The following is a 23786-nucleotide window of genomic DNA, read 5'->3' on the forward strand; positions in this document are numbered from 1 at the left end:
TATAAATTAAGACGGAAAGAGATTATAAACTATAAAGTAAGTTTTAAAAACTTTATTGTTTCGTGTATAATCTTTAAACTTTTAAACTTGATAACAGTTAAATTTAAAAGATTTGCTTTTATATTTATATAGATATAAAGCTTTAACAAGTCCTGTAAAATTGTTTTATTTTATTAAAACTTTTTGTGACTTTTAACAATGATAATTTAAATAACATTTAGATTATAAAATCTAATTAGAAAATTAATTAGTTATTAACTCTCTAATTAGACTTTATTGGATTATAAAAATAAAGGTAGGTATTTTATCTTAGATTATCTTATATTTTTATAAAACAGTATATATTAAACTATAGATTATAATTTTACTATGATGTTTTTAATGGTGGGCCTGATAAGACTTGAACTTATGACCTCACCCTTATCAGGGGTGCACTCTAACCAGCTGAGCTACAGGCCCTTATGGTGGAGAATAGCGGGATCGAACCGCTGACCTCCTGCGTGCAAAGCAGGCGCTCTCCCAGCTGAGCTAATTCCCCTTTAGCTCTATTATTAATCTTAAAACAATCTCTGAAAACTAAACAAGGATGATTGAGTTAGTTTGTCTATTACACTATAAGTATAATTAATACTTATATCTTTCTTATAGATATCTTGTGAGAGAATATCTATTTGTACTCTAGAAAGGAGGTGATCCAACCGCAGGTTCTCCTACGGTTACCTTGTTACGACTTCACCCCAGTTACTGATACCACTGTGGAAGGTAGCTATTTTAGCATCCCTGCTTCGAGTGAGATCAACTTCCATGGTGTGACGGGCGGTGAGTACAAGACCCGGGAACGTATTCACCGTAGCATGGCTGATCTACGATTACTAGCGATTCCGGCTTCATGGGGTCGAGTTGCAGACCCCAATCCGAACTGGGACATATTTTATAGATTTGCTCCATCTTGCGATATTGCGTCTTACTGTATATGTCATTGTAGCACGTGTGTCGCCCTGGACATAAGGGCCATGATGACTTGACGTCGTCCACACCTTCCTCCTCCTTACGAAGGCAGTCTGTTTAGAGTGCTCAGCCGAACTGTTAGCAACTAAACACGTGGGTTGCGCTCGTTGCGGGACTTAACCCAACATCTCACGACACGAGCTGACGACAGCCGTGCAGCACCTGTCACTAAATTCTAGTAAACTAGCACTTTCTAATCTCTTAGATGTTTTTAGGATGTCAAGTCCAGGTAAGGTTCTTCGCGTATCTTCGAATTAAACCACATGCTCCACCGCTTGTGCGGGTCCCCGTCTATTCCTTTGAGTTTTAATCTTGCGACCGTACTCCCCAGGCGGTATACTTAATGCGTTAGCTGCATTACTGCCTTGACTAGCAAAGCAACAACTAGTATACATCGTTTAGGGCGTGGACTACCAGGGTATCTAATCCTGTTTGCTACCCACGCTTTCACGCCTCAGCGTCAGTTAGGTTCCAGCAGATCGCTTTCGCAATGGGTATTCTTCTTGATCTCTACGGATTTTACCCCTACACCAAGAATTCCATCTACCTCTCCCCTACTCTAGACTATCAGTTTCCTAAGCAGTTTAGTGGTTAAGCCACTAGATTTCACAAAAGACTTGATAATCCGCCTACGCGTCCTTTACGCCCAGTGATTCCGAGTAACGCTTGCACCCCCCGTATTACCGCGGCTGCTGGCACGGAGTTAGCCGGTGCTTATTCATCAGGTACCGTCATTATTCTTTCCTGATAAAAGGAGTTTACGCTCCGAAAAGTGTCATCCTCCACGCGGCGTTGCTGCGTCAGGGTTTCCCCCATTGCGCAATATTCCTTACTGCTGCCTCCCGTAGGAGTTTGGACCGTGTCTCAGTTCCAATGTGACTGATCATCCTCTCAGACCAGTTACGCGTCATAGCCTTGGTAAGCCATTACCTTACCAACTAGCTGATACGATATAGTCTCATCCTACACCGAAAAGACTTTCCCTATTTAACTTATGCCAAATAGGAGTATGAGGTATTAGCAGTCGTTTCCAACTGTTGTTCCTCTGTGTAGGGCAGATTAACTATATATTACTCACCCGTGCGCCACTAATCCATCCTAGCAAGCTAGGACTTCATCGTTCGACTTGCATGTATTAGGCACGCCGCCAGCGTTCACTCTGAGCCAGGATCAAACTCTCCATAAAAATATTATGAAGTTTTTAATCTAAAAACTTTTATTATTTATCTTTAAATAAAAATAAATTATTATTTAATACCTTTATATATAATATAAAGGTATTGTTTTTAATTTCTAGCTCAATCGATCACTTGTTTAGATTTCAAAGATTGACTTTAAAATTTGATTTTTATAGTTTAACATTAATAATTTAAAAAACTCGTTTTTTATAAAAAAGAACTGTTTAAACAACTCGTTTAAGAGGTCTTTTGTAAAACGGAAATGAAATTATACAAACATAAAGCTTAAAGTTTGATTAAAGTGGGGGAAAATGTTTTAAATTATTATAGATAGTTATAAATTGTTATGAATTACGATAAAGGTTTGTTAAATTTTTGAAAGTTTTAAATACTTTTCTATCATCTCATCAAATTTAACTTTCGCACTTTTGGGAGTTTTTATAATAAAATTAGGGAAAAAGCGTCTTGCAAGCATTAAAATCATGTCATCGCTTGTTATCATAAATTCAATTTTCGTAAAGCCATTAATATCCTTTTTTTCAGTAATTTTTTGTGACCCAAAAAATTTCTTTTTCTTAAAATATTTCAAAACCTCATCACTGACAAAAACCTCGCACAAATAAGGCTTTACTTTATATCCGTCCCAAAAAGTTTCAAAGTTTTGTATAAATTTCAAGGCTTCAAAATCGGTATGAAAAGTTTTTTCACTTAACATTATCTCATCTATAAAATTTAGCCTAATTACTCTAAATCCATTGTTTATAGACTCTTTTTCATCAATCATTGCAACTTGCCAATTACCTTTTGAATAGATAATTTTTAAAAATTTTACATCGCTAAACCAAACACCTTCATAATTAAAACTCACATATCTTCTAAATTTAACGGCTTTTTTAACGCTTAAAAATATTTTTAGGTTTGGACTTTCTTCGTGTGGACTTCCTTTTATAAGGAAAATATCACCAAGTTCTCTTGCAAGCTTAACCCCAAGTTTTTTATGTTCAGGCGGTAAAAAGTCCGAAAAACCAGGATTTATCGTATGTAAAAGCTCGATTAATTTTTCAGTATCATCTGCTTTTTGGTATGGAATCATAAAAGCTTTGTAAAATTCTTTATTTTTACACACATAATTTCCATTTCCAAGTTTTTCTATAAAATCTCTTCCAAAAACCGCCCTTATATCACTAACATAACGCCTTAATGTACGCTCACTAAGTCCTCTACTTAGGGCGTAAGAGTTTAAATTTATCTCACGCCCTGATGAAATTTCTTGCAAAAATAGCAAAATTTCAGTTGTTTTTGTTACCATAATCCTAAAACTTTCCACCAAATTGAACCAATTATCGACCAAATCAACAAATTTATAACAGTTATGATAAAGCCAAGTTTCCACCACTCTTTTTGCGTTACATAACCACTTCCAAAGATTATCGGAGCTGGTGCACCGCCATAATGTGTGATTGGCATCATTAAATTTGACGCATATGCAAAAACTAAAGTTATTAACATACTTGGTGCCCCACATGCTATAGCAACAACTCCAAATGCTGAATACATCGCAGTTATATGAGCTGTAAGACTAGCGAAAAAATAGTGAGAAAAAACATAGATAAGAAGCAAAACAGCAGTTGCTGTAATCCACGAAATTCCACTAAATGAAGTAGACACTGAGTTCGCAAACCAACCGATAAATCCAAGAGTGTTTAATCCACCAGCTAGTGAAATAAGCCCACCCATCCAAATCAATGTATTCCACGCAGCTTTTTCTGATAAAATTTCATCCCACGATAAAACACCACTTAAAAGCAAAGCAACAACCGCAAGCATTGCAACCGTTGTCGCTCCAATACCGGTAAATCCACCCGTTGCCCATAAAATTAAAGCCACAATAAACACACAAAGCATAGCTTTTTCTTCAAATTTCATTTTACCCAAATTTAAAAGCTCTTTTTTGGCAATTTCTTTTGCTTGTGGATATTTTTTAATCTCTGGTGGATAAATGATATATAAAACCAAAGGAATTACCGCAAGTGAACAAAGCGCGGGAACGATTGACCCCATTATCCAAAGACCCCATGAAATTTGTACTCCAAAACTAGATAAAGCCAAAGTTGCAATTAGCGGGTTTCCAGCCATTGATGTTAGAAACATACCATTTGTTATAGCATTGCCTTGCCACAAAGTTTGCATAAAATACGCCCCTGCTTTTCTCCTACTATCGTCAGGTTCTGAGTTTAAGGCACTTGAAATACTTTTTACTATTGGAAAAAGAACGCCACCAGCCCTAGCACCGCTACTTGGCATAGCAGGTGAAATTATCGCATCACTTATAACTATAGAATATCCAAGCCTTAAAGTGCTGTCGCCTAAAATAGAAATAATTTTATATGCTATTCTTCTACCGAGTCCCGTTTTTATGAAACCCCTTGCAATCATAAAGGCACTTACTATCAACCAAATAGTTCCACTTCCAAAGCCAGTCAGTGCTTCTTTTACAGAGAGTGTATTTGTAAGCATGGCAGCCGCAACGCCAATAAATGCAACTGCACCGATGGGAAGGGGCTGTAAAATAAGCCCCAAAATAGTAGCAACTACAATAGCAAAAAGTTGCCATGCTTCCTTGCTAAGTGCATCACTATGTGGAATAAACCAAATTACAAGCCCAACAACAAAGAGGGTAATAAGTTTTTTATAATTTACCAAAATTTCCTCCTTTTGCTAAATTTAAACAGTTTATTTAAAAAAGCTTTTACTATCATCTAAAACTCTATCTACAAACTCAACACTTAGCCCCGTATAGAGTTCAGGTTTCATAATGTCTCTAAGCTCTTTTCTAGTAAAATTTTCTTTAACAGCCTCTTTTTCAAGCAAAGTATCAATGACCTCTGTCTTATCCTTGAAGGCTTTCATGCAAGCCTCATAAACGATTTCGTGTGCGTGCATTCTGCCGATTTTCTCACCTAAATGAAGCATAACCGCCTCACTTAACATCGCACCTTTAAGTTTGTTTAAATTTTCTTTCATATTTTCAGGATAGACAATTAAGTTTTCAAGCACATCATTTTGCTTTTCAAGTGCGGCTGCAAGGTGAATTGATGCCTTTGGAATGGCGTCCCATTCGTTTAACTCACAACCCCAATCTCTTTCATTTTCGCACCACATCGCCTCTACCATTAAAGGTGCTTGATAGCGAACAATCCTTGCAAGAGCGATGATATTTTCGCAAACTTGTGGATTTCTTTTATGAGGCATTGTTGAGCTTCCAACTTTTCCCATAAAAAATGGCTCTTCAACTTCACAAATTTCAGTTCTTTGAAGACTTAAAATCTCTTTTGAAATTCGTCCGATTGTCCCTGCAATTAGTGCTAAAACACTAACATATTCAGCCATATTATCTCTGCTTGGATGCCACGAAATAACAGGCACATTAAGACCAAGATCTTCCATCATAAGCCTTTGCATTTCTAAGCCTTTGCCCTCTTGGCTAGCCATTGTGCCAACCGCACCACTTAACTGACCTGTTAAAACTCGTGGTTTTGCCTCTTTAAGCCTGTCTAAATTTCGCCTGATTTCTTGTGCCCACATCGCAACCTTAAAGCCAAATGTTATAGGGAGTGCGTGGATAACATGCGTTCTTCCTGCCATTACTGTGTTTTTGTATTTTTTAGCCAAATTTAGGGCATCTTTATAAGTTTTTGTTAGAAGTTTTTCTAAAATTTCAATAGCTTCTTTGATTTGTAGCACTAGGCCATTATCCATGATATCTTGACTTGTAGCACCCCAATGAACAAACTCTCCACTGTCATCATCAAAAACTTTTTTAAACTCTTTTAGTAACGGAACAATTGTTATGGAACTTTTATAATTCTCACCAATTGCATCTATATTTAGAAGTTTTGCATCTGCAAATTTGGTAATTTGCTCGGCACGACGCGGCTTTATTATACCAAGTTTTGCTTGAGCTCTTGCAAGTGCTGCCTCTGTATCAAGCCACTTTTGAACTCTATTTTCATCACTAAAAACCTTTTTCATCGCCTCGCTTGAAAAAAGCACGCCAAAAACTTTACTGTCGATCATACTAGAATTACTCATCTTTTCTCCTTTTTAAAGAATTTAAGTAATTCTAATCTATAAATTTGTCAAGTTCTGACCTTTTTAAATTTAATTTTTTTATATAATGATAATGTCTAAAATAAAAATAAACGCAGTTTTAAAATTTTAAACAAAGCTATAAAATTTGGGCCAAATTTGGGCCAAATTTGATTTAAATTTCTTTATATGGTGCTTGACCTGCTTTGTAAAAGTCATTTCCCTCACAGTCAATCGCAACAATTGCTGGAAAATCAACAACCTCAAGTCTTGCAATAGCTTCAGGACCTAAATCTTCATAAGCTAAAACTTCATATTTTTTAATACTTTTGCTTATCAAAGCTCCAGTGCCACCAATTGCTACCATATAAACAACACAATTTTTTTTCATACTTTCGACTACTTCTTTGCTCCTATAGCCCTTTCCTATCATGGCATTTACACCAAGATCAAGTATTGCTGGAGTGTATTTATCCATTCTACCACTTGTTGTTGGACCAGCTGATCCTATAGCATCTCCTGGGCGTGCTGGAGATGGCCCTACATAATAAATGGTTTGATTTTTAAGATCTACAGGTAGCTTTTCTCCATTTTTCAAAGCCTCGGTCAAAGCTTTATGTGCCGCATCTCTTGCTGCTATTATAGTACCAGTTATTAAAACCCTATCTCCAGCTTTTAAAGTTTTTACGACATCTTTAGTTATAGGTGAAGTTATTTTTTTAGCATCTGACATTTTATCTCCTTAAAGTTCAAAATCAGCATGTCTTGCAGCGTGACAATTTATATTAATAGCTACTGGAAGTCCTGCTATGTGGGTTGGATACCACTCTACATTTACTTTAACAGCCGTTTTGGTTCCACCAAGCCCTTGCGGTCCAACGCCTGTTTTGTTGGCTAACTCTAAAAGCTCATCTTCAAGCTTTGCATATCTTGGATCTTCATTTTTACTATCTGCATCTCTTGCGGCTGCGTATTTTGCCATTAAGGCTGCCTTTTCCATAGTGCCACCAACTCCAACACCAATTACCAAAGGAGGACAGGCATTTGGCCCAGCAAGTTCAACAGCTTCTAAAAATACCTTTTTAACACCCTCAAGCCCATCAGCTGGAACTAACATCTTTAGTATGCTTTTGTTTTCACTTCCAAAGCCTTTTGGTGCAAGCCTTACTTTAAAAACATCACCCTTTACAATTCTTGTGTGAATGACTGCAGGAGTGTTGTTTTTGGTATTTTTACGCTCATAGATTGGATCATTTACAACTGATTTTCTAAGATAATTTTCTGTATATCCCTTGGCAACGCCCTCATTTATGGCATCTTCTATATAGCCACCTTCTATTCTTACATCTTGCCCAATCTCAACAAACACAACGCTCATTCCTGTATCTTGACACAATGGAATACCAGTTGCTTCAGCTATATCGGCATTTTCTAAAATTGTGCCTATTATACTCTTGCCAAGTGGTGATTTCTCATCTTCTTTTGCTTTTTTAAAAGCTTGTTTTAAGTCTGGTGTTACGACACAACAAGCCTGTTTGCAAAGTTTTGCGATATTTTCTACTATATCTTTATAATGAATTATTTTCATATTTTTACCTTTTAAAAATTATAAATTCTACTTATTATACATATATTTGTTTTAATAAAGGTTTAAGAAATTTGCAATATATAAACTTTTCTTAATAGTTCAATTAGTATAATTTTAAATCATTTCACTCTAAAAAGGAGTATTCATGGATTTTTTAATGAATCTAAGTGATAGCACTCAGTTTTTTATACAGCTTTTAATAGTTTTGATTTGTCTTTTCTATGGAGCTAAAAAAGGCGGAGTTGCTCTTGGTATGCTAGGAGGCATAGGGCTTATAGTTTTAGTTTATGGTTTTGGGGTAGCTCCTGGAAAACCAGCAATTTCAGTAATGCTTACTATCTTAGCAGTTGTTGTTGCAAGTGCTACGCTTCAAGCAAGTGGCGGTCTTGATGTTATGCTTCAAATTGCTGAAAGAATTCTTCGCAAAAATCCAAAATATGTAAGTATTTTGGCACCTTTTGTAACCTGCACATTGACTGTTCTTTGTGGAACGGGACATGTTGTTTATACAGTTTTGCCAATAATTTATGACATCGCCATAAAAAACGGCATTAGACCAGAAAGACCAATGGCTGCAAGCACTATCGCATGCCAAATGGGTATTATAGCAAGTCCAGTTTCCGTTGCTGTTGTAACTTTAACTGCTTTTATGCTTGACTCATCTCACCCACTAGCAAGTTTCGATGGCTATACAGACTTACTTAAAATAACAATTCCAGCAACCTACATAGGGGTTTTAGCTGTTGGTATATTTAGTATGTTTAGAGGAAAAGATCTTGATAAAGATCCAATTTTTCAAGAAAAACTAAAAAATCCTGAGTTTAAAAACTATGTCTATGGAGATAACGCTACATTTTTAGATCAAAAACTATCAAAAACAAAATGGATGGCAATGTGGATATTTTTAACTGCTATAGCTATAGTTGCGATAGTTGGATATTTTAGCGAGCTTCGCCCTGCCTTTACAAATGCAAAAGGGGTTTTAAAACCTATGAGCATGACTGATACTATTCAAATTTTTATGCTTCTTGCAGGCTCAATCATTTTAATATTTTGCAAAGTTGATGCAAGCAAAATAAGCAAAAATGACATTTTTAGATCAGGTATGGTAGCAATGGTTGCCGTTTTTGGAATATCTTGGATGGCTGATACTATGTTTGCAAGTCATATGTCTATGCTAAAAGAGACCTTAGGAGCTGTAGTTATGGAGCATCCTTGGACATATGCGGTTATGCTTTTGCTAATTTCTAAATTTGTAAACTCACAAGCAGCCGCACTTAGTGCTTTTGTTCCACTTGCTATAAGTATAGGCGTTCCTCTTGGAGTTATCATAGCTTTTGCACCAGCCTGCTATGGATACTATATACTTCCAACTTATCCAAGTGACCTTGCAGCTATTCAGTTTGATAGAAGTGAAACTACTCATATTGGCAAATTTGTTATAAATCATAGCTTTATAATTCCAGGTTTAATTGGAGTTATTACATCTTCTATATTTGGTTATATTTTTGCTAGTATGTTTGGATATCTGTAATTTTTAAAAAAGCCACTTATTTTTTAAGTGGCTAAATAACTAAAATAACAAATTGCTTCTTAAATCATACTCTTTTATAAGCTCTTTTGCTTCATCTAGTTTATAAAAATCATTGCAAATTTCATCATCTTTATCATCGCCTTTTGAAACTTCTAAAATACTATTATCTTTTGTAGAAATTTTTATACATTTTTTACCTTTAACTTTTAAAAAGGCCCCAGAGTTTGAAATTTCATCAACTTTAACATTTGTCATATATGAAATTTCATCTGCAAATTTAGCCTGGGATGTGTAAAAAGTAGCGATATCATAAACTAAAGTTTTTAAATTTAAAACACTTTGCTCAAAGTCATCTTCATCTACTTCTAGCGAGCCAAGTGGAAAACCCAAAAAAAGCCCCATTAAACTAACATTGTCATTTACGATAATATCGAGTTTTGACTTATCATAAACAAAGTTAGTTACAAAACTATCTTTTTCATCTTTTAAAATTCCACTTGCCACGATAGCATCTTTAAACATCTCTTCTTTTGTCATTAAGTCATCAAAAAATAGTTCAAAATATTTCTTAGATACTTTTAAATCGCCACTTAAAAAAGCATAATTTAAAATATCTAAAAGCTTGCTTTCATCAAAATTTTCAAGCCCAGCTTTTAAATTTAAATTAAAATTTTTACCGTCGCTATCATTAAAGCCGAAATTATTTATTGAAATTTTAGGATTTTGTGCTAAAAACTCAAGTCCAAATTTATCTATTTCTTCATCGCTTAATTCTCCAAAACTAGCTTTTAAAACCTTATCTATAAAACTTTTATCGATATTTTCAAGCGTAATGTTATACCCAAATTTATCAACTGGTAAACGCTCATTATTAAATTTTATTTGGATTCCATTTGCATTTAAAATAGAATTAAACTCAAATTTTTTAGTATTGTTATCATTTATTTTATCTTCTTGAGATATGTTTGCTACAAAAAAATCAAAATCATCAAATTTTATTTTTAAATTTTTAATAGAACAATTTGAGTTTGAATTTGCTATGTGAGTTAGAATTTCATCTATATCAAATGGTTTATCATAGATGTATTCAAGAAATAATTCATCATAACTTGCAGAAATTTCATCTGTATTAAGACTAGAGCCTTTTTGAGTAAGAGTTAGGGATTTTAAAAGATTTTTTTTAAAATTCATATTTAAAACAAACTCACTTGCATGAATTTTTCCATCATCTTTAAAATTTATCTCATTTAAAATAAATTTTCCATTATGTAAAGAGTTTTTATCACCTTTAAGTGTAAATTTCAAAAACTTCGTTGAATTAAAAAGTTTTTTAATTTCATCTTGATAACTAAGTGCTTCCATTGTTCCACTAGCTTCATATCCTTTGATTAAATTTAAAACTGAATTTTGGATATCAACTTTAATCCTTACGATAAAATCTTCATCAAATATATTTAAAAACTCTTTATTTAAAAACTCTTTTGTATAGTTTATATCGCTTACTATATGCAAAACCCCTGCTTCTTTTGTATAGGAGTGTTTAACATTTAATTCTTTTGGCATATTCATGTTAAAGCTACTTATATATTCATTAGCTATTTTATCGGTTGTTTTTGAGCTTACTATCCAAAAAACACCTGCCAAAACTAAAATTATAAATAAAATCGCCACTAATACTTTTTTCATAATATATCCTTTTTTTCGTAGTTTAATTATATTTTATTTTAAATAAAAAGCATATAAATTTAAAAATTTTATCAATTAAATATATATATCAAACTCTTTTTTAGGGACTGCTTCACCAATGATTTGAGAGTTTTCATAACCTGCGTTTTTTAAATTTGTTAAAGCTGTTTTAGCATCTTTTTGGCTAACTGCTATTAAAAGCCCGCCACTTGTTTGTGGATCGCAAAGCACTATATCAGGCTTAGTATTTGTAAATTTCTTGACAAACTCTAAATTTCTATAAGCCCCACCAGGAATTAAACCTAAATTTGCACACTTTACAGCTTCGTTTAAGATAGGAATTTTATCTTTATAAAATGAAATGGAAATCTCATCATTAAGCATCTCGCTTGCATGTCCTAAAAGTCCAAAACCAGTAACATCAGTGCAAGCATTTACTTTTAAGCCTTTTAGAGCAGCTAGCGCATAAAAATTTAGCTGAGTCATGTGAAAAATAGCCTCTTTTATCTCATCTAAACTTAACATATCACCCTTAATTGCAGTGCTCAAAATACCCATTCCAAGAGGCTTAGTTAAGATTAGCAAATCTCCTATTTTAGAGGTATTATTGCTCCAAAATTTATTTGGATGGACCTTGCCAGTAACACTTAAGCCATAATACATCTCAGGTGTTTCTATACTATGACCACCAACAATCTCTGCGCCGCACTCAACGACTTTACTTTTTCCACCAGCTAAAATTTCAGCTAAAATCTCGCTTGAGAAATGACAGCTATCAAAACCGACTATATTTAGCGCATTTAGTGGCTTTGCTCCCATAGCAAAAACATCACTTAAAGAATTTGCAGCTGCTATTTGCCCAAAAACAAATGGATCATCAACAACAGGCGTTATAAAATCAAGCGTTTGGACAATGGCTATATCATCTGTTAGTTTAAAAACACTCGCATCTTCATTATTTGTCGTATTTGATAGTAAAAACTTGCTTTTTTCCACTATGCCATCTAAACTTTTGTTAAGACCCGCCGGGTCTATTTTAGCGGCTCAACCAGCAGCTTTTACAAATTTTGTCAAATTAAAATTTCTATATTTCAAAGTTTTATCACTTCAAATTCGCTTAACATTTGCATTACTTCATAGGCATTTGTCATCTCGCCAATGCTTAACTTATCAACTAATTTATAAGCCTCAAGACAACTTCCACAACTATAAATTTTAATTCCGCTTTCTTCTAGTTTTTTAAGAACTTGATAGCTAACGTGCGATCTATCTGTAGTCATAAAAACAGCATTATTTACACAAATTATAGCAACTGGCTTATTGTCCAAATTCAAAACAGCACCCAAAAATTTGCTTAATAAATTTTTGCCAACTTCTCCACTTCCAGTTCTATCTTCGTTTAAAAATATAACTTTTTTTCTTTTTTGGGGCAAAATTTCGCAGTTATAACCATCGGTTGATGGCGAGATTAGATTTTTTGTTTTTATAGTCTTTATCAAAGTTTCGCCATTTTTTTCACTTATTTCACAGCTAAACTCATTTGTGTTTAAAAATCTTTTAATATTTTCTCTTGGAGCAATATTATTTACTAAAATTTCTAAACTTTCACCTATTTTAAGACTTTCTAGCGCCTCTTTTGTTTTTATTAAAGGAGCTGGACACTCTAAATTTCTACAATCAATTTTCATAATTTTTCCTTTTATATAAAGTTTTCTTTGAACTCAAAGCTAAGGTTAATTATATCAAATCTTTGTTAAGTTTTATTTATTTAAAAAAAGCTCTTTAAATCTTTTATTAGAAAATTCCTCTATGTCCGCTTGTAGTTGCTTATAAGCTTTCATGAGTTCATGAGCTTTTGGTTTTAGCGAAGTTCCTGCTCCTTTTCCACCACCTGGTTTTGTCTCAAAAAGCTCATTGTCAAAGTTTTTTTCTAAAATTTTTAGATGATTCCAACATTTTTTATAATTCATATCTAATAATTCTGCAGCTTTTTTTATGCTACCAGTTTGATCAATAACATCTAAAACCTCGGTTTTACCCTTACCAAACAAAAGTTCTCCATCACTATTTTCTATCCAAATTTTAGTTTTTACAACCACTTTTTTTCCTTTCTTTTCTTTAAAACAACCTAATTTACAATATTTAACATCTATTTTATGACTTTTTAAAACACCTCTTATAGCTTTAAATCCTTTTGTTTGTTTAGCTATATTTCTTGCTTCCATGCAGTTAATTCTATTTTTTTCATCTAAAAAAGGCTTTATTTTTAAAAAAATTTCTACATCATCATTTGGGATATCATGTTTAAATTTACCAAATTGTCCAAGCTCACAATTAGAAATTTTTATACCCATTTCATCGGCTTTTTTTCCAACTTCTGATATATCAATATCTAGTTCTTTAGCTATTTTAAAAGCAGCTGCACAACTTAGCTTTTTATCTTCATTTGCTAGTTTTAAAATAAACTCTTCCATAAATTTTTAAATTATCCTTTTTTCAAAACTATAAATATTCATAGAGTTTCCTCTTGCAAAACCACAAAGCGTAAGATTAAATTTCCTAGCTAACACTACTCCTAAATATGTGGCAGCAGTTCTAGAAACAAGAAGTGGAATTTTATGCATTATAGCCTTTGCGACCATTTCTGAGCTTAATCTTCCACTTACCATTAAAAACGAATTTTCTAAATTTGCTTTATTTAAAATAGCTTTGCCAACGGCCTTATCTATGGTATTATGCTGAGCGATATCTTCGCCTATATAAAACTCACTATCATTTATAAAAAGTTTTGCTGTATGAACACAACCTGTTTTTTCATATAAATCGCACTCTGTATAAAAAGTACTCATTCTTGATAAAATTAAACTTGAACTAAAAGTTGAAGAGTTTTTTATAGCCTCACCTTTCATATCCAAAAATGAATTTGCAGTTTTTGCGCTTCCACAACCACTTATTACAGATGAGTTTTTTTGTAAATTTTTTATGCTTGTATCGTTTGAATTTAATATTTTAAATTTAATATTTACTTCAAATTCACTATCTTTATCAATTTTAATATCTAAAATTTCATTAAGCGAATTTATTAAATTTTCACTTATTAAATACCCAATTGCTAAGGCTTTTTCATCAGTTGGTGTTGCCATTAATGAAATCACTTTTTTCTCATTTAAAAAAATATTAAGTCTAACTTCCATTACCAAGGTATCATCAAAATCAAACTTTTCAAAAGATTTAATTTTGATGATTTTGGTACTAGCAACAGGGTTCATTTATTTAACTGGCTTTAAATTTGTATATTCTTTTTCAAAAACAGAAGGTTTAATTTTACCTTTTCTAAGAAGTTCTTGATACCAATAATGATGAAGTATATAAACTTCTTCTTCTTCTTTGTATCCATTTATAATAGCGTGGATTGAGCCTTTTATACAAAATACTGCCATATAAATATGAACAAGTAAAAATACAGCACATGCTGCACCTAAAATATTATGAATTATAGCGCTTAATCTTAAAATATCTATTTGTGTCATTCCTAAAAACGCGCCATTTGCTACAGGAATTTGTGTATCTAAAAAATACATCAAAGCACCTGTTATAACCATAACAAATCCACCACCCATACAAACCCAAAACCAAGCTTTTTGTCCAAGATTGAATTTGCCTGCTGGAATTGGCTTTTTGTTCTTTGATAGATATCCACCTACCATAATTGCCCACCTTGCATCATAGCTTGCAGGAAGCATTCTAAAAAGCCACTTAAAAAACATATATGGTAAAACTATAGCAAATAAAATAGTGGCTATTCCATGTAAATTTTTACATAATCTTACAAAAAATCCTCCACCAAATTCCTCTCCAAACATCATTATAATACCAGTTGGAACAAGGATAACCCAAGAAAGTGCCGCAACTGCATGAGTAAGCCTTTCTATAACATTAAAAGCATAAACCTTACCATGATCGTGTGAAAACGACTTTGGTCCTACAATAGCATAGTGCCCAACAAAAGCAACTAAGACAGCAATTATTGCAAATAAAGCTAAATTTGCAAAAAAACCACTACTTTGAAGCCAAACAAACCATTCAGCAAAAGGATTGTTGTAATAAGTGTCTATATTTTCAACCCTAGCTTTTCCCCAAACGCTGCTATTGTCTTGAATTGCTTTTTTAAATTCCTCATTATATGCAAAAAGCCCAGCAAAAGAGCAAAGCAAAATAAAAATTTTTCTCATCTTTAAACCTTTTAAAAAACATTAGATTTAATTATTATACAACATAAATCTAAATTTTACTTTTCATAAAAAAACTAATTACTTCCAAGAATTTCCAGGATATTCATCCAATGTTCCTAAAGAACCTGTATTATAACCCCTAAGCTCAACTCTGTCGTTATATATTTTATCAACAACTTTTTTATCTCCAACCAAAAGTGCTTTTGTAGAACACATAGCAGCACAAAGTGGAACTTTACCCTCTGCTATACGGTTTTGGCCATATTTATGAAACTCATCATCACTATGGGTTTCTTCAGGTCCTCCAGCACACATAGTGCATTTATCCATAACACCTTTTGGTAGAAATTTAGTTTCATTTCTAGGAAATTGTGGTGCTCCATAAGGACATGCATATAAGCAATATCCACAAGCTATGCAAGTGTCTTTGTCATGTAAAACTATCCCATCATCTCTTATATAAAAACAATTTACCGGACAAACTTGCGCACAAGGAGCATCAGTGCAGTGCATACAAGCAATTGAAACTGAATACTCCTTACCAACAACACCTTCATTAAGAGTATAAACTCTTCTTCTTCTTACATCAAGAGGTAACTCATGTCCACTATCACACGCAACCGTGCAGCCATGACAATCAATGCACCTATCCAAGTCACATAAAAATTTCATTCTTGTATTTGACATAAACTACTCCTTATGCTTTTTCTATGCGGCATAGTCCGCCTTTTGTTTCAGGAATTTGACAAAATATATCGTATCCATAGTTTGTAACTGTGTTAGCACTTTCACCTATTGCGTATGGCCTTGTTCCAGTTGGGTAATTCTTAGACATATCAACTCCTTGCATTACACCAGTAAAGTGGAATGGCAAATGCACAGATACTTCATTTACCGCATAAGTAAATCTAGCTTTTACCTTTATCCAAGTTCCCTCTGGGCTAGAAATTTTCATCATATCACCATCTTTAATACCATATTTTTTAGCCAAATTTGGATTTATATCACAAAACATTTCAGGCGTAAGTCTTGCTAAGAAATGGCTTGCTCTATTTTCCATACCTGCACCGTTTAAATTTACAAGTCTTCCTGTAATTAAATTTATAGGGAACTCTTTACTATAGTCTTTAGCAAGTTGAACGCTTTTATACTTAGTATCAACTCTGTAATGATCTATTTTATCCTCATAACTTGGATATTTTTTGGCTAAATCATGTCTTCTTGAATGAAGTGGTTCTCTGTGAATTGGAATCTCATCAGGGAAATTCCAAGCTCTTACTCTTGCTCTTGCATTTCCATAAGGAGCGATACCTTTTTCCATACATTTTTCAGCAATTATGTTGCTTGTATCAGTACTCCATGATTTTCCCATTTTCTCTTTTTCTTCATCAGTTAATGTTATGCCTAAAATCTCTTCAATATTATCTTTTGTTATTTGAGGATAGCCTTTATTTATTGGTGAACCAATAGGTCCATCTATAGCAAGCTGGCTAATGCCATTATGCTCTAAACCAAAATTGTTTCTAAAACCAGTTCCACCATCCATTACAGACTTAGTTATATCATATAAATTTGGAGTTCCTGGATGTTTTGTAGTCCAGCATGGCCAAGGAAGTCCATAATATTCACCTTTGCACTCATCAAAACCTTTTAATGTTTTTTTATCAAATTTATCCCAATGAAGAGTGTGGTTTTTAATTCTCTCAGGAGTCCAACCAGTATATCCTATACTTTTTAGTCCATTAGTTAATTCTCTTGTTGCATCTTCTGGCCACTGGAAATTTCCTTTTCCATCGCCTAAAGATCTCACATACTCATCATAAAAACCGAGTTTTTTAGCAAGTTCAAATAAAAAATACTCATCAGGCTTACTCTCATACATTGGCTCAATTGCTTTAAATCTCCATTGAGCACTTCTATTTGTAGCTACAACGGTACCTGAACATTCATATTGAGTTGCAGCTGGAAGAATGAAAATATTATCTTTTTTATTTGTTATAACAGCAGCTTCATTTACAAAAGGATCAGTTATAACTAAAAGCTCTAAATTATCAAGTCCTTCTTGAACTTTTACTTGTTGAGCAGTTGATGTTATACCATTACCCATTACAACAAGTGCTTTTAGACTAGTGTTGGCATTGTGAATTTTATCATTTCCATTTTTACCATCTAATACACCTGCCCACCATCTTGAAAGAGTAAAGCCGCTTTTATGCATCATCTCTTTACTTACAAAGCGTGATACTAGCCACTCATAATCTACTTTCCAAACGTTTGCATAATGTCTCCAGCTAGTTTCATTTAATGCATAATATCCTGGTAAATTTTCACTCAAACAACCTACATCGCTTGCGCCTTGAACATTATCATGTCCTCTTAAAATATTGCATCCACCACCTGATTTACCCGCATTTCCAAGAGCTAATTGTAAAATAGGAGCAAGTCTTGTGTTTGATGTGCCTATTGTATGTTGTGTTAAACCCATAGCCCAAATAAGCGTTCCTGGGCGATTTTTAGCATAAACTTCTGTAATTTTTAATAAAGTTTCTTTTTTTACTCCAGTTACATCTTCAACAACTTCAGGAGTCCATTTTAAAGCCTCTTTTTCAATGCTTTCCATATCATAAACACGATTATTTATAAACTCTTTGTCTTGCCAGCCGTTTTTAAATATTATGTGAAGCATTCCATATATAAAAGCTATATCTGTTCCTGGTCTAATTTGAGCAAAATAATCACTTTTTGCAGCTGTATGAGTATATCTAGGATCTATAGTTATCATAACAGCACCATTTTCTCTTGCTTTTAAAAAATGTCTAAAACCAACAGGATGATTAACTGCTGGATTTGCTCCAAATATAATTATAGCTTTTGAAAAGGCTATATCATTAAGTGAGTTTGTCATAGCGCCATAACCCCAAGTATTCGCCACACCGGCGACTGTTGCACTATGTCAAATTCTAGCTTGATGATCTATATTATTTGTTCCATACATTGCCGCAAATTTGCGGATATAATAAGCTTGCTCATTGCTCATTTTAGCTGAGCCAATAAACATGGTTTGCTCTGGATTTTCATCCATATATTTTTTCAGTTGAGCACCAATATTTTCAATAGCTTCTTTATAGGTTATCCTTTTCCATTTTCCATTTTCTTTTACCATTGGATATTTAAGCCTAACTGATGATCTTGCCATATCAACCATATCAGCACCTTTACAGCAGTGCCCTCCAACGCTAAATGGATGATCCTCAGCAACTTCTTGTCTAACCCAAACACCATCTAAAACCTCAGCTATTATCCCACAACCTACTGAACAGGCTGTACAAACAGTTCTTACTTTTTTAGATCCAGGGTATGGATTTGAAAGTTCATTACTTGTTGCTTCTCTAGTAGCTTTGGCTGAACTTAAAGTTGAAGCACCAGCTAAAGCGCCAGATAATGCTGCCATTTTTAAAAATGACCTTCGTCCAATTTTTGGACTTTGTATATCAACTTGCGACATTTTACCTCCTTATTTATTTTGAATTTTTATAAAAAATTTCCCAACTTTTGGTTTCTTGGTATAAAATTTCAGGTTTTTTACCACTACTATTTTTTATCTTTTTACTTGGCTCTCTAGCCTCTAAAGCGCCAACTGCGCCAACTCCAACAGCTGCACTAATAGCTGATTTTTTTAAAAAATCTCTTCTTTTAGAATCCATCTCTACTACCTCTACTTCTTTTTAACTTATTGACTTCTCGTCTTATTTTTTCAGATCTTGAAAGATTGTTTTTAACTTTTATCTCCTTATGTAAGATTGGCTTTGAAGTACCGTAAAAAACTCTTTCAAGCTCAACAAAACTCATAAGTAAATTTACAACATCTTTATAATAATTTGAACTTCTATGAATATAAATAGCACTCATAAACTCATCAATGAAAGGATTTAAAAATTTGGTAAAAATTTCTTTTGCATATTCTAAATAATTTTTATCTTCTGATTTTCCAAATTTTATAAACTCACTCATTAAAACAAATAAAAACCCAAAATTATCCTCATTTTCAATAAATTTAACGCTATCTCTTCTAAATTTGGTTTTAGCTAATATTTTTTTTATCTCTAAACAACTAAGTGAACTTTCATAACCCTCATTATAATAGCTTACTGTAGTTCTTACAGGACTTGGAGGTGAGTGAAAAATATCATCATACTCAGTTATTAAAAGCTCTTCATCAAAATTTTCTGCCAAATTTTTAAGTGAAATTGCACTTTTTTCATCAATAGCATAATTTAAAAGCAAATTTAAAGCCTCTTTTACACCTTCAAATCTATCGCTCTCATAACTAAAAACGAAAAATTTGGAAAATAACGAATAATAAAAAATTCTTGCATCCAAAATTTCATTTTCCATAAAAATTGCCTTTAAAAATATTTATTCATAAGTAACTTTATCAAAATTATTCTTTTTGTTTCATAAAAAATAAAATTAGATTTTAAAATTAAAATTAACTTAAATATGCTATTTTTGAATATTTCTTTTAATCTTTTTCTTTGATAGCTTATAAGCTAGATATTTGTGGTTATATAATTATTCTTTTATCTGTTTTATTAAGTTTTTAAATTAATTTATAAAATTTATATTAAATTTATAAATGCTATAATTTAAGTAAAATTTTATTTTTTTCTTAAAGGAAAAATAGCCAAATTTTTGTAAATTTAGCTATTTTTGTAAATTTAATTTCTACGGCGATACTCCTCATATCCAAACTCTATTTTTTTTATAACATCTGCGTTTTCATCAACCAAAACTAAATCAGGTAGCTTTATGCCATTAAATGTTGTGTTTTTTACAATGGTGTAGTGAATTTGATCTTTAAATATAATCCTATCGCCAACTTTTAAAGGCTTGTCAAACCTATAATCAGCATCTCCTTCTTCAAGCCCTACAATATCTCCTGCTAGGCAAGTATTTCCACCAAATCTATACTCAAACTTACCACTTTTTTTCTCACCCACAACAGCTGGGCGGTAAGGCATAAGCACGGTATCTGGCATGTGAGCTTCAGCTGAAGTATCCAAAATAACGATATTTTTCTCATTTTCAACGATGTCTAAAACAGAACTTATCAAATCCCCACACTCCCAGCCAACAGCCTCGCCTGGCTCTAAATAAACATCAACTCCAAACTCATCCCTAAACTCTTTTATCAAATTTATAAGAAGTTTTATATCATAACCTTTTTTAGTTATGTGATGTCCACCGCCGAAATTTACCCATTTTACCCCATGGATAAACTCGCCAAAATCAGCTTTAAACTTATCCAAAACTTTTTTTAGACTCTGACTACTTTCTTCACAAAGTGCGTGAAAATGAAGTCCGCCAATGCCATCAAGCAAACTCTTATCCTCTTTTAGAGCTTTTAGTAAATTTGCCTTTGTTGTTCCAAGACGGCTAAATTTAGCGCAAGGATTGTAAATATCTTTTGGCGAAAAAGAGCTTTCTGGATTTATCCTAAGACCACACTCTATGCCTTTATCAAGTGCCATTTGTTTAAATTTTGAAATTTGATTTGGGCTGTTAAAGACAATATGATTTGAAATTTGCATAATCTCATCAAAATCTTCATCTTTAAAAGCTGGTGAATAGGTGTGAATTTCGCCATTTTTTATAAACTCTTTTGCAAATTTAGCCTCATGTAGTCCGCTGCAAGTTGCTCCCCAAAGGTACTTATCAACATAGGGCATTGCTAGACTAAAGGCAAAACCTTTTAATGCACAAAGCACTTTTGCCCCACTCTCATCACCAACACTTTTTAAAATTTCTAAATTATTAATGAGTTTTGGAAGATAGCAGACATAAGCTGGTGTTTTGATATCGTTAATGTTCATTTTGTGCCTTTTGATTTTTAAAATTTTAAACTATTATATATGAATTTATTAACTTTTGATAAAATGAGTTTAAAAATTTAAAAAGGAAATTTAATGATAAGGGTTGAGTTTTTAGGTCCTATAAAAAAGGATGATTTAGAAGTAAAAGCTTCAAATTTAGCTGAGTTAAAAGAAATTTTAAACAAAGATGAAAGCTTAAAAGAGTGGCTTGAAATATCAGCAGTTGCTATAAATGATAAGATAATAAGTAATTTAGATAAAGAGCTTAAAAATGGAGATAAAGTATCGATTTTACCACCAGTTTGTGGCGGATAAAAACTAAAAGGAATTTTATGAAAAAAATAGAAATTTATAAAGGCGGGCTTGATACAAACGCTCTTTATAAAAAATGGTACGATGAAATAAAAGATAAAAATCTAGGTGCTTTTATAACTTTTAGTGGAATTATTAGAGATGATGATAATGTCGAAGCACTTAGCTTTGATATTTATGAAGCACTTTTACAAAATTGGTTTAACAATTGGCAAGAAAGATTAAAAAATGATGGCGTAAAACTTTTTTTTGCTCACTCTTTTGATGATGTAAAAGTTGGCGAAAGCTCATATTTTACAGCAGTAGCATCAAAACAAAGAAAACTTGCTTTAAAACTTATTAATGATTTTGTCGAAGACTTTAAGGCAAATGCCCCTATTTGGAAATATGATGTTAAAAATGGTGAGCGAATTTATGCTAAAAATCGCTCTTTTAAACTAGCTGGTGCGGGGCTTTTAAAGGAATAAAATGGAATTTATGGATTATGATAAAACTCTTGAAATTTTAAAAGAAAATATAATTCCTTGGAATAGAATAGAAAAAGTTGCTATAACAAATGCTCTAAACCGCTATATTGCAACCGATATCATTGCAAAAGAAAACTATCCAAAATTTAAAACCTCAGCCATGGATGGATATGCAATCAAATTTGATGAAAATAATAAAAAATTTAAAATTCTAGGAAGCAATCCAGCTGGAAAATTTGAAATTTCTAGCCTAAAAGAAAATGAATGTATTAAAACTTTCACCGGCTCATTAATGCCTGAAAATAGCGATACTTTAGTGCCTGTTGAAAATGTAAAAGTAGATGATGGTTTTATAGAAATTTTAAAACCAGTTAAAAAAGGGTTTGCCATTAGAAAAATTGGTGAAAGTTATAAAAAAGGTGAAGTTTTAATAAAAAAAGGCACAAAACTAAGCTATTCTGAAATAGCCCTTCTAGCAGAACTTGGCGAATTTCATATAAGTGTTTTTATAAAGCCAAAAGTTTGCGTTTTATCTAGTGGAAGCGAGATAAAAGATCTTGGTGAGATGATTGAAAATGATGCTCAAATTAGAAGCTCAAACCACATAGCAATCGCTTCAATGCTAAAATTAATGGGATGTGAGCCAATAATTTTACCACTTGTAAAAGATGAAGAAAATGAAGTAAAAAATGAAATTTTAAATTCACTTAATTTTTGTGATATTTTAATTACAACAGGTGGCGTTAGCATGGGAGATTTTGACTTTGTAAAAGAAGTTTTAAGCAAAAATTGCCAAATTTTAATAAATGGTGCGGCTATAAAGCCAGGACGCCATATTAAAATAGCTAAAGCAGGTGATAAATATATATTTGCACTCCCTGGATTTCCATTTTCTGCAATGGTAATGTGCATTTTATATGTAAGAATTTTAATTGAAAGTTTTTTTAATGCGCCAAAAAACCACTATATAAATGCAGTTTTAGATGAAGAATATATAAAAAAATCACCATTTTTAGAATTTAGTGCATGTAATTTAAACAATGATGAAAACGGAGTTTTAAAAGTAAATTTAAAAGGCAAAAAAGATGGTTCAAGTGCAATTGTAAATAACTTAAATAATGAAGCTGCACTTTTAGTTATCCCAAAAGAGTTAAATGGATATAAAAAAGGCGATGTTGTAAAAGTTTTAAAGATGCTTTGATGAAACAAGTTTTTTTATATATTGAGCTTTTAATAATATTTTTACTCATTCCAGCTCTTTTTATGCTGCAAATTTTACCAAAAAATTATATGTTTTTTGTCCTTTGGCTTGGGAGTTTATATGCGTTTTATCATATAAAAAAAGCAAATTTAAATCTTTTTAAAGGTTTTAAATTTGATGAGTTTAAAGATATTTTTAAAAGATTTTTAATTTTATCCATTTTTTTAACTATTTTTACTTTTGTTTTCTCAAGAAATAGTTTTTTATTTCTACCAAAACAAAGAATAGATATCTGGATTTTAGTAATGCTATTTTACCCCATTTTATCAGCATTTTTTCAAGAGATTATATTTAGGACATTTTTTACATTAAGATATATTAATTTATTTAAAAATAAAAATTTCTTTATTTTTATAAATGCTTTAATATTTGCTCTTGTGCATCTACTTTATGGAAATTTAATAGCTGTTATTTTTAGTTTTTTTGGTGGAATTTTATTTATAAAAACTTATTTGAAATCAAACTCAACCCTGCTTTGCTGGGTAGAGCACTCTCTTTATGGAAATTTTATCTTTACAATAGGACTTGGACACTACTTTTACAATGGATATTAAAATT

The 23786-nt window shown here is 32.4% G+C and carries 21 protein-coding genes, 2 tRNA genes and 1 rRNA gene; 5 read left to right on the top strand and 19 right to left on the bottom strand.

Translation table 11 applies throughout. The annotated features are described in order from the left end of the window. Positions 1-382 precede the first annotated feature (382 nt). The 8 genes from HMPREF9309_RS00005 to HMPREF9309_RS00040 all read right to left on the bottom strand — a co-directional run bounded on the left by HMPREF9309_RS00005 (position 383) and on the right by HMPREF9309_RS00040 (position 7863). Positions 383-459, bottom strand: a tRNA-Ile gene (locus HMPREF9309_RS00005). 3 nt (positions 460-462) lie between these two features. Next, a tRNA-Ala gene (locus tag HMPREF9309_RS00010) sits at positions 463-538 on the bottom strand. 144 nt (positions 539-682) lie between these two features. Then, positions 683-2194 (bottom strand): 16S ribosomal RNA (locus HMPREF9309_RS00015). Between the two features lie 359 nt (positions 2195-2553). Then, positions 2554-3495, bottom strand: a complete 942-nt coding sequence (locus tag HMPREF9309_RS00020) for a WYL domain-containing protein (RefSeq protein WP_016645857.1) — start codon at positions 3493-3495, stop codon at positions 2554-2556. Beyond that, complete coding sequence (locus HMPREF9309_RS00025; protein WP_016645858.1) at positions 3489-4889, bottom strand: anion permease; 1401 nt, start codon at positions 4887-4889, stop codon at positions 3489-3491. Before HMPREF9309_RS00025 ends, HMPREF9309_RS00020 begins: the two co-directional genes overlap by 7 nt. Positions 4890-4919: 30 nt before the next feature. Then, positions 4920-6278, bottom strand: a complete 1359-nt coding sequence (gene purB, locus HMPREF9309_RS00030; protein ID WP_016645859.1) for an adenylosuccinate lyase — start codon at positions 6276-6278, stop codon at positions 4920-4922. A 172-nt stretch (positions 6279-6450) separates the two neighbouring features. Then, positions 6451-7008 (bottom strand): Fe-S-containing hydro-lyase, encoded by a 558-nt coding sequence (locus HMPREF9309_RS00035; protein ID WP_016645860.1) that lies wholly within the window; start codon positions 7006-7008, stop codon positions 6451-6453. A gap of 9 nt (positions 7009-7017) precedes the next feature. Then, positions 7018-7863: a fumarate hydratase gene (locus HMPREF9309_RS00040; protein WP_016645861.1), complete on the bottom strand. Its 846-nt coding sequence runs from the start codon at positions 7861-7863 to the stop codon at positions 7018-7020. 145 nt (positions 7864-8008) lie between these two features. On the opposite strand from HMPREF9309_RS00040, the gene HMPREF9309_RS00045 reads away from it, so the two are divergent. Next, positions 8009-9397 carry an anaerobic C4-dicarboxylate transporter gene (locus HMPREF9309_RS00045; RefSeq protein ID WP_016645862.1) on the top strand — a complete coding sequence of 463 codons (1389 nt, stop codon included), beginning with the start codon at positions 8009-8011 and terminating at the stop codon, positions 9395-9397. 39 nt (positions 9398-9436) lie between these two features. On the opposite strand, the gene HMPREF9309_RS00050 is transcribed toward HMPREF9309_RS00045, so the two are convergent. The 11 genes from HMPREF9309_RS00050 to nspC form a co-directional block, all read right to left on the bottom strand. After that, positions 9437-11083 (bottom strand): YdgA family protein, encoded by a 1647-nt coding sequence (locus HMPREF9309_RS00050; protein WP_016645863.1) that lies wholly within the window; start codon positions 11081-11083, stop codon positions 9437-9439. Between the two features lie 75 nt (positions 11084-11158). Beyond that, positions 11159-12178 (bottom strand): selenide, water dikinase SelD, encoded by a 1020-nt coding sequence (selD, locus tag HMPREF9309_RS00055; protein WP_081634524.1) that lies wholly within the window; start codon positions 12176-12178, stop codon positions 11159-11161. After that, positions 12175-12771, bottom strand: coding sequence for a sulfurtransferase-like selenium metabolism protein YedF (yedF, locus tag HMPREF9309_RS00060; RefSeq protein ID WP_016645865.1), 597 nt, complete (start codon positions 12769-12771; stop codon positions 12175-12177). Before yedF ends, selD begins: the two co-directional genes overlap by 4 nt. Before the next feature lie 72 nt (positions 12772-12843). After that, the gene (locus HMPREF9309_RS08990; RefSeq protein WP_016645866.1) at positions 12844-13557 is read right to left on the bottom strand and encodes a winged helix-turn-helix domain-containing protein; all 714 of its coding nucleotides are present in this window, start codon (positions 13555-13557) and stop codon (positions 12844-12846) included. Positions 13558-13563: 6 nt separating this feature from the next. After that, positions 13564-14352, bottom strand: coding sequence for a formate dehydrogenase accessory sulfurtransferase FdhD (gene fdhD, locus HMPREF9309_RS08995; protein WP_016645867.1), 789 nt, complete (start codon positions 14350-14352; stop codon positions 13564-13566). Next, the gene (locus HMPREF9309_RS00075; protein ID WP_016645868.1) at positions 14353-15315 is read right to left on the bottom strand and encodes a formate dehydrogenase subunit gamma; all 963 of its coding nucleotides are present in this window, start codon (positions 15313-15315) and stop codon (positions 14353-14355) included. A gap of 78 nt (positions 15316-15393) precedes the next feature. Further along, complete coding sequence (gene fdh3B / locus HMPREF9309_RS00080; RefSeq protein ID WP_016645869.1) at positions 15394-16002, bottom strand: formate dehydrogenase FDH3 subunit beta; 609 nt, start codon at positions 16000-16002, stop codon at positions 15394-15396. A gap of 10 nt (positions 16003-16012) precedes the next feature. Next, positions 16013-18820 carry a formate dehydrogenase subunit alpha gene (locus tag HMPREF9309_RS00085; protein WP_081634525.1) on the bottom strand — a complete coding sequence of 936 codons (2808 nt, stop codon included), beginning with the start codon at positions 18818-18820 and terminating at the stop codon, positions 16013-16015. Positions 18821-18833: 13 nt separating this feature from the next. Then, complete coding sequence (locus tag HMPREF9309_RS00095; RefSeq protein ID WP_016645872.1) at positions 18834-19019, bottom strand: twin-arginine translocation signal domain-containing protein; 186 nt, start codon at positions 19017-19019, stop codon at positions 18834-18836. Then, positions 19009-19710, bottom strand: coding sequence for a TorD/DmsD family molecular chaperone (locus tag HMPREF9309_RS00100; RefSeq protein ID WP_016645873.1), 702 nt, complete (start codon positions 19708-19710; stop codon positions 19009-19011). Before HMPREF9309_RS00100 ends, HMPREF9309_RS00095 begins: the two co-directional genes overlap by 11 nt. 323 nt (positions 19711-20033) lie before the next feature. Beyond that, on the bottom strand, positions 20034-21188 hold the full coding sequence (nspC, locus tag HMPREF9309_RS00105) for a carboxynorspermidine decarboxylase (RefSeq protein ID WP_016645874.1): 1155 nt from the start codon (positions 21186-21188) through the stop codon (positions 20034-20036). Between the two features lie 93 nt (positions 21189-21281). Between nspC and HMPREF9309_RS00110 the strand changes: the two genes are divergently transcribed. From HMPREF9309_RS00110 to HMPREF9309_RS00125, 4 genes are read left to right on the top strand one after another with little or no spacing between them, the layout of a single operon-like run. Continuing rightward, the gene (locus tag HMPREF9309_RS00110; RefSeq protein WP_016645875.1) at positions 21282-21503 is read left to right on the top strand and encodes a MoaD/ThiS family protein; all 222 of its coding nucleotides are present in this window, start codon (positions 21282-21284) and stop codon (positions 21501-21503) included. 17 nt (positions 21504-21520) lie between these two features. Continuing rightward, positions 21521-21967 carry a molybdopterin synthase catalytic subunit gene (locus HMPREF9309_RS00115; protein WP_016645876.1) on the top strand — a complete coding sequence of 149 codons (447 nt, stop codon included), beginning with the start codon at positions 21521-21523 and terminating at the stop codon, positions 21965-21967. A gap of 1 nt (position 21968) precedes the next feature. Beyond that, the gene (locus HMPREF9309_RS00120) at positions 21969-23168 is read left to right on the top strand and encodes a molybdopterin molybdotransferase MoeA (protein WP_016645877.1); all 1200 of its coding nucleotides are present in this window, start codon (positions 21969-21971) and stop codon (positions 23166-23168) included. Beyond that, a complete protein-coding gene (locus HMPREF9309_RS00125) occupies positions 23168-23782 on the top strand; it encodes a CPBP family intramembrane glutamic endopeptidase (RefSeq protein ID WP_016645878.1) in 615 nt (204 codons plus the stop codon). The genes HMPREF9309_RS00120 and HMPREF9309_RS00125 overlap by 1 nt, the downstream gene beginning before the upstream one ends. Positions 23783-23786 lie beyond the last annotated feature (4 nt).

Origin of the sequence: Campylobacter ureolyticus ACS-301-V-Sch3b, assembly GCF_000413435.1 — a bacterium.
GTDB lineage: Bacteria > Campylobacterota > Campylobacteria > Campylobacterales > Campylobacteraceae > Campylobacter_B > Campylobacter_B ureolyticus_A.